Genomic DNA, 7,234 nt, shown 5'->3' with positions numbered 1-7,234 from the left:
GTCCGGGGACCCGAGCAGATCGAGAAGATGCTCGCGCAGTGGGCCCCGGTCGCCGCCAGGGATCGAGTCCCGCTCGGGCATCGTCGACGACGTCACGCCGGCCTGTTGGGTGTTCGCCCTGCTCGAATCACCTGAGCGGCTCCGGCCTCGTCCGCACGGGCGCGAGTACACGGACCAGGAGGACCGCGGTGATCGATCCGGCCGCCATGATCGACGCCAGCACGACGATCTGGAAGCGACCGGCCTCGAGCGGCGAGACGCCTCCGAAGATCGCTCCGACGAACGCGCCCGGCAGGGTCACGAGCCCGGTCGTCTTCGTCTGGTCGGTCGATGGGATCAGCGCGGCGCGGATCGCCGCCCGTGCGAGATCGCGCGTCGCTTCCCGCGGCGTCGCTCCGATCGCCAGCCATCCCTCGACCTCGTCCCACCGACGATGTGCCGCCTCCGAGAACCAGCGGCCGGCGAGCGTTGCGATCGACATCGAGTTGCCGATCACGATGCCACCGATCGCGAGCGCGTATCGGGCGGTCGGTGCCAGCGCACCGCTGCCGAGCACGACGATCAGGGTCACGAGGATGCCCGCCGCCATCGTGAGCGCCACGGCGACGTAGCGGCGCCCGCTCCATCCCAATCGCCGGGCGGCCGTCACCGAGGCGACCGTGAACATCACGAGCAGCGCGATCGCGACCCACACCGCGCTGTGGATGACGCCGCCCAGGATCAGGCTGATGACGACCAGCTGGAGCGCTCCGCGCAGGACCGCGACCGCGGGCGCGAACGGGAACGGCGCTCGCGCGGCCCCGAGGATCGACGCCGTCACGGCACAGAGAACCACGACGCCGAGCACCGTGGGCAGAAGCTCCGGGATCACGCTCACATCCTGCTCTGCCCGGCCGCTACGACCCCCTCATCGACGTGCAGGCCTCGCCATCTCGAATCGGCAGGGAGGCGTTATGCAGTCGCTCGCCGCAGCAGCGCGGTGCGGACGGAGAGCCAGATCGCGAGCCCGAGGACCACCGCCGCCACGACCACGTGCACGGGGGTGAGCCAGTCCATGCCGAGGGTGCTGATCGCGTGGCCGAGCAGCCACTGCACGACGGTCGCGGCGAAGTAGACCGCAGCGCCGAGCGCCAGGCCGCGGATCGTGCGGAGGCGGTTGAACGCGACGATCGCGGCGATCAGGGCGAACACCATCACCGGGTAGGCGCCGAAGCCGTGGACGGTCGTCCATGCCTCACGGGTCGCCTTCGGGATGCCGTCGGTGATGAACTCGCCGGAGGTGAAGTACTGGAACACCACGAACAGGGCGCTCAGCCCGATGAGGATCGCGAAGGCGCGGTGCGCTCCGGCAGGGACGGCGGTCGTCGTGGTGGGCGAGCGAGGGGCTGTGGCGGTCACTGATTCCTCCAGGTGGTCGCTCGAAGGATCACAGCGCGCCGCTCAGAACCGTCGAAGAATCCGGCCGATGCGACCGCGACGTCGCAGTGCGCGGGCAGCGACCACCCGGCGATCACCCCGCAGCGATTGCCGCAGCGGTCGACTGGTTCCACGAGGTGGACCGCCGCCTCAGGCCCTACCGTGCGGACAGAGAGGGGGTGATTGCTGGCAATCGGTGGGTGTCGGGCGCAACACTGCGAGCAATGGCGACGGCCTGTTGCTCGGTGAGGTGCTGAGTCGGAGTCCCGAAGGTGGTGAGCCGGTAAATGAGTGATCCTCGATGCCATTCGATGAGCGTGTTGACGTTGTACATGTCGGAGTGCCGCCACACGGTTGCCGCTGCTCCACGGACAGCGGTCGTCGGGCCCTTGGTCCAGTAGGGGTGGTCGAGTGCGTCGAAGATGCCGTCGAAACCGATTTCGAGCGTGAAGTGCTCGGTGCCCGATCCCGTCGCCGGCCTCGACGCGTAGGTGCGGGTGACACCTGGGAACCTGTCGTCCCAGGTCGCGCCGAGATCGACGTATCCGGCAGGGACGTAGCCCGCCTTGGGTACGTCGGCGTCGGTGAGTACCGAGTGCTTCGTCCGGTTCGACATGTCGACGATGGCTCGTGCTCCCACTGGCGCTTTGAGATGCACCGTATGTGCGGTCGTCGCGTGTCCTACCCCGATGCAGTCGCCTGCCTCGAACTCCTTCGGCGCTGCGTAGCCGAGTACCAGGATCTCGATGCTCGTCGCCGTTTCGTGCACCTGCACCCGTTGAGCATCCGTCCCGCCACAGACGAATTCCCGACCGTGAACTGCGTCGCCGTCGCCTGCGATGGTGAGCTCGCGGGAGTCCTCGGTCGCCCGAACGGCATTGCGCCACGGCACGACACCGGCGTACCGAAGAGCGGCACCGCCCGCGGTGATCGTCGGCGCAGGCGTCGAGACGGGACCTGGTAGGGCCTTCGAGCCCCCGGTTGACGATCGACGTTGAGCCACCTGCAGCACCGCGACAGCCGCGATCAGGACCGTGATTGCGACGAATGCCGTCGCCACTCGGCGCACGACGACGTCGCGGTGTGGTCGCAGACCGCGTTGTGCGACCCCGTGGCGAACGCCGGATCGCCGCGGCAGCTCCTCGAACGCCTGCTCGAGCGCTTTCGCGCGCACCGGATCGAACTCATCCTCGCTCACTCGTCCGCTCCTTCCGTTCGAAGCGCGGCGGCCGGCAGTACCGGAACTGCGCCGTCCAGCACGGCACGCATTCGCTGCCTACTCCGGTACAGCCGCGTCCGAGCGTTCCCCGGACTGAGTCCCAGGACCAACGCCGCAGCCGATACCGACATACCTTCGATCCCGGCAAGCGATACCAACGCCGCATCCACCGGCTTCAGTTGCCGGAAGGCTGCGCCGAGTTCCGATAGCGCTCGTCGCTCCTGCATCGTGTCCGCAGGATCGTTCGCGGAACGCGAGTGCGGCAGGGAGTCGAGCACGCTGCGGTACCGACGCACGCTGCGATTCGCGTTGCGAGACAAATTCTGCGCCGCGACCAGCAACCAGGGCAGGACGGAACCGTCGACGAGCACAATGTGCTCCCGCTTGCGCCACAACTCGAAGAAGCCCGCCGCAGCAACGTCCTCCGCATCCGTCGGACTCACCACCAACCTCCGCGCCGCGCGCAGGACACGCTCCCGGTGTAAGGCGAAGAGCGATGCGAACGCACGACCGTCGCCATCAAGCGCGCGTTCCCACGCGCCCGCCTCCTCGGACGTCACCACATCCATACCCAAGAATGTCCGCCCGAACCGAAACGTCACACCGACCGCGCATCGCAGCCTGACGGCGTCGTCGCCCAACTCGCCTCGCGTCGTTACTCGACGCAGCGTCTGGCTACCGTGCGAGGCATCAACCCATGTCTCGGGTTCCTGCTCACGACACGCGACCGAAACGCTCGGACGCTGCGGGGATGGACTCCTGCGTCAGCAACAACCGACTTCAACGAAGACGGCAAGAAGGGCTCGGCGCCACCCGACACATCCGTTCGTGACTCACGCTTCCCGGCGCCGACAGGTGGCGGTCCCGAACGGTTGTGGCAGCGGGTCGGTCAGGGCTCCGTCAGGGCCCTGCGGAGTCGTGGGCCGCGTCGTCGTGGTCCGACGTACTCACGGAGGAGGTGGCTCGGGCGGCGTCCAGGTCGTCCAGATCCCAGGCCGGGTCGACGTGGGTATGCAGGTGCGGTACCTCGAAGCCGGGTGGGGCGCGAGGACGCGCTGGCTATGGCACTGCCGAGCGGGCTCCGGTCACGGCACCCGCAGGATGAGCGCGTCGCCCTGGCCGCCGCCGCCGCAGAGGGCCGCGGCACCGTAGCCGCCGCCGCGACGACGCAGTTCGAGGGCGAGCGACAGCACGAGGCGGGCGCCGCTCATGCCGACCGGATGTCCGATCGCGATCGCGCCGCCGTTCGGGTTGACCCGGGCGAGGTCGAGTCCGAGCTGCCGGGCGGAGGCGATCGGCACGCCCGCGAAGGCCTCGTTGATCTCGACCACGCTCAGGTCGCCGAGCTCGACGCCGTCGGCGCGACGGAGCGCGTCCGTGATCGCCCCGGCCGGCTGATGGAGGAGCGACGGGTCAGGACCGGCGGTCGTGCCGTACGAGACGATCTCCGCGATCCAGTCGAGACCCAAGGATTCGGCCTCGCTCTTCGCCATGATCACCATCGCCGCAGCACCGTCGGACAGCTGGGACGCGGAGCCCGCGGTGATCGTGCCGCCGAATGCCGGCTTCAGGTGGCCGAGCACCTCGACCGTGGTACCGGGACGCACGCCCTCGTCGGTGTCGACGACGACGTCACCGCCACGGGCGCGCACGGTCACCGGCACGATCTCCTCCGCCGACCGGCCCTCGGCGATCGCCGCGGCGGCCTTCGCGTGCGAATGGGCGGCGAAGACGTCCTGGTCCTCCCGCGTGATGCCGAGCGGACGCTGGTGCCGTTCGGTCGCCGCGCCCATCACCTCGTTCTCCAGCGAGCAGATCAGCGCATCCTGATCCAACGAGTCGAGCATCGCCGTGGCCCCGTACTTGAACCCTCGACGAGCGCCGGGAAGGAGGAACGGAGCGTTCGTCATCGACTCGATACCGCCGGCGAGCGCGATGCGCCACTGACCGGCGCGGATCGCCAGGTCCGCCTGGCCGATCGCGGTCAACCCGGAGAGGCACAGCTTGTTGATCGTGGTCGCGGGCACCGTCAGCGGCACACCCCCGGCCGCTGCCGCCTGCCGCGCCGGGTTCGCACCGACGCCCGCCTGCACGACGTTGCCGAGGACGACGGCATCGAGCTGCTCGGCCGAGACACCCGCTCGCTCGAGCGCGGCACGGATCGCGACTGCACCGAGCTCGGGCGCCCGCAGCGTGCCGAGCGCGCCGAGCAGCTTTCCGACCGGGGTGCGCGCACCGGCGACCAGCACTGATGTCTCCATGAATGGCTCCTCTTTCACGTGGCACAAATCTCGATCGACGATAGGCGCGACGGCTGTCCGTGAGCGCCGCGGCGGTGGCATGACTCGCACCGCAGTGCCGGAGTGCAGCGCAACGACGCTCTGCAACGACGCATTGCAACCGACAGAGAGCGGTAGGAAGCAGCCTTGGGGCGGCATACGGTGCTGCAATGGTGATCGTCTCCGAACTGTTCGATCCGTCGCGCTGGTCGGAGGTGCCGGGGTTCGAGTCGATGGCGGACATCACCTACCACCGGTCGACCGATGGGCGCGTCGCACGCATCGCATTCGACCGGCCGGAGGTGCGGAACGCGTTCCGCCCGCAGACCGTGGACGAGCTGTACCGCTCCATCGACCACGCCCGGCTGGACACGCGGATCGGTGTCGTGCTGCTGACCGGCAACGGGCCGAGCCCGAAGGACGGCGGTTGGGCCTTCTGCTCCGGCGGCGACCAGCGCATTCGCGGGCGCGGCGGCTACGAGTACGCGGACGGGACCACGGGCGTCGGACGGCTGCACATCCTGGAGGTGCAGCGCCTCATCCGCACCATGCCGAAAGTCGTCATCGCGGTCGTGCCAGGGTGGGCGGCCGGCGGCGGCCACTCCCTCTACGTCACCTGCGATCTCGCACTCGCGAGCGCCGAGCACGCCCGCTTCAAGCAGACCGACGCCGACGTGGGCTCGTTCGACGGCGGCTACGGCAGCGCCTACCTGGCACGGCAGGTCGGCCAGAAGTTCGCACGGGAGATCTTCTTCCTCGGAGCCGAGTACAGCGCACAGCGCGGCTACGAGATGGGCGCCGTCAACGCCGTCGTCCCGCACGACGAACTGGAGTCGACCGCGCTGGACTGGGCGGCGCAGATCCTGGGCAAGTCGCCGACGTCGATCCGCATGCTGAAGTTCTCGATGAACGCGATCGACGACGGCCTGATGGGCCAGCAGGTGCTCGTCGGCGAGGCCACCCGACTCGCCTACGGCACCGACGAGGCCGTGGAGGGCCGCGACGCGTTCCTCGAAAAACGCCCACCGGACTGGTCGCCCTACCCCTGGCCGGTGTGATCGCTGCGGGAGGGCGCGGGCGTGTCGGATGGACCCGCCCGCGCAATGGCAGCTGCCACTCCGCACCCGTGTTCGAGGCTCGGACGGTGCGGCGCCGCGAGGTGGCAGTGCCCACGGGATGTGGCGCGCGAGTGGTCAGCTCAGGAAGCCGTAGTTCGGCAGGGCGTAGACCTTGCCGGTGTTGCCGCCCATGAAGTCCGTCGACCGGTTGCCGACGGCCGCGACGATCGTGTACCCGGATTTCGCCCAGTTCGCTCGGCACCGCGCCTTCGACACCTGCAACTTGACCTTGGTGCTGGGACGCTTGCAGAGGGCGTCGACGCGGTAGCCCGCCTTCGTCAGCGCGGCGACCGAGCCGGTGGTCGACGCCGGGCGCCCCGTGGCGAAGAGCACCGAGTAGCCCGCGCGGACCGCGGCCTGCTCGAAGGCGAGTACCGGCGGGGTAGCCGCCCCGCCGAAGTAGTAGCTCTGCAGCGCGGTGTTGTCGATGTCCAGCACGATCGCCGGCCGGCGGACGTTCCGGTGCGCCTCCAGGTACTGCGGTCCACCGCGGAGCACGTCGCTCACATCGGCTAGCCAACGACTCCGGCTCGGTCGATCGGAGCCTGACGGGGAGGGCTGCGGAGTGCGGGAGCCCGTCGGCCGCGGCGAGGCCGGCGTCGTGGCCGATGTCGTCGAGGACCCCGCGCTCGTGGTGGACGACACCGGTGCGGGGGTCGGAGCGTCGCACCCGACGAGCGCACCGACTCCTGCCACCGCCACGAGGCCTGCGGCGACGCGCAGGCGCAGCCGGAACCCCGACCGTGCTCGGGCCGTCACCGCTGCGCCACCGGCTCGTCCGCCGCTGTGGCGGTCGGTGATGGTTCGCTGCACGGGCCGAGCCTGGCGGGCGGCGTCACAGGAATCATGGAGAAACGGAGAACGCGCGGCGAGGAGCAGCACTGCGACGCTGTGCACTCAGGTGAGCAGAAGGACGCCGGCGACCAGCGACGCGGCCGCGAGCACCAACGCGATCACGGTGAGGACGGCGTGCACCCGCAGGAAGGCCGTCGCGCGTCCGGCCGCATCGCGGGCGCGGGGATCGCGCAGGATCCGGCGCAGGAAGGTCGGCCAGGCGACGGCGTTGAAGACGGCGTTCAGCAGCAGGACGACGCCGCCGAACAGGATCATGCTGCGAGCGTAGTTCGCCGTCTCCGCCCCGGATCGCTCCGGGACCGCCGAGGATCGACCCGGTTCGACCGGGTTCGACCGGCGATCGGAGG

General features: G+C 69.7%; 8 protein-coding genes. 1 reads left to right on the top strand and 7 read right to left on the bottom strand.

The window, feature by feature from the left end:
- Nucleotides 1-127: 127 nt before the first annotated feature.
- The 5 genes from ACFE7H_RS12385 to ACFE7H_RS12365 form a co-directional block, all read right to left on the bottom strand.
- Nucleotides 128-877 carry an ABC transporter permease gene (locus tag ACFE7H_RS12385; protein WP_375401549.1) on the bottom strand — a complete coding sequence of 250 codons (750 nt, stop codon included), beginning with the start codon at nt 875-877 and terminating at the stop codon, nt 128-130.
- Between the two features lie 74 nt (nt 878-951).
- Entirely contained in the window at nt 952-1,398 is a 447-nt protein-coding gene (locus ACFE7H_RS12380) for a hypothetical protein (RefSeq protein WP_375401548.1), read from the bottom strand.
- Between the two features lie 175 nt (nt 1,399-1,573).
- On the bottom strand, nt 1,574-2,614 hold the full coding sequence (locus ACFE7H_RS12375) for a hypothetical protein (RefSeq protein WP_375401547.1): 1,041 nt from the start codon (nt 2,612-2,614) through the stop codon (nt 1,574-1,576).
- Nucleotides 2,611-3,204 carry an RNA polymerase sigma factor gene (locus ACFE7H_RS12370; RefSeq protein ID WP_375401546.1) on the bottom strand — a complete coding sequence of 198 codons (594 nt, stop codon included), beginning with the start codon at nt 3,202-3,204 and terminating at the stop codon, nt 2,611-2,613. Before ACFE7H_RS12370 ends, ACFE7H_RS12375 begins: the two co-directional genes overlap by 4 nt.
- Before the next feature lie 516 nt (nt 3,205-3,720).
- Entirely contained in the window at nt 3,721-4,896 is a 1,176-nt protein-coding gene (locus ACFE7H_RS12365; RefSeq protein WP_375401545.1) for an acetyl-CoA C-acyltransferase, read from the bottom strand.
- Between the two features lie 188 nt (nt 4,897-5,084).
- On the opposite strand from ACFE7H_RS12365, the gene ACFE7H_RS12360 reads away from it, so the two are divergent.
- Complete coding sequence (locus tag ACFE7H_RS12360; protein ID WP_375401544.1) at nt 5,085-5,972, top strand: 1,4-dihydroxy-2-naphthoyl-CoA synthase; 888 nt, start codon at nt 5,085-5,087, stop codon at nt 5,970-5,972.
- A gap of 135 nt (nt 5,973-6,107) precedes the next feature.
- Here the strand turns inward: ACFE7H_RS12360 and ACFE7H_RS12355 are convergent, their stop codons facing one another.
- Together ACFE7H_RS12355 and ACFE7H_RS12350 are read right to left on the bottom strand one after the other, a co-directional pair.
- A complete protein-coding gene (locus tag ACFE7H_RS12355) occupies nt 6,108-6,539 on the bottom strand; it encodes an HAD family acid phosphatase (protein WP_375401543.1) in 432 nt (143 codons plus the stop codon).
- A 390-nt stretch (nt 6,540-6,929) separates the two neighbouring features.
- Nucleotides 6,930-7,142 carry an SCO4848 family membrane protein gene (locus ACFE7H_RS12350; protein WP_375401542.1) on the bottom strand — a complete coding sequence of 71 codons (213 nt, stop codon included), beginning with the start codon at nt 7,140-7,142 and terminating at the stop codon, nt 6,930-6,932.
- Between the last annotated feature and the right edge of the window lie 92 nt (nt 7,143-7,234).

Origin of the sequence: uncultured Amnibacterium sp., assembly GCF_964250715.1 — a bacterium.
Taxonomy (GTDB): domain Bacteria; phylum Actinomycetota; class Actinomycetes; order Actinomycetales; family Microbacteriaceae; genus Amnibacterium.
The sequence above is the reverse complement of the archived record's forward strand: the minus strand, read 5'-3'. Positions and strand labels throughout refer to the sequence as shown.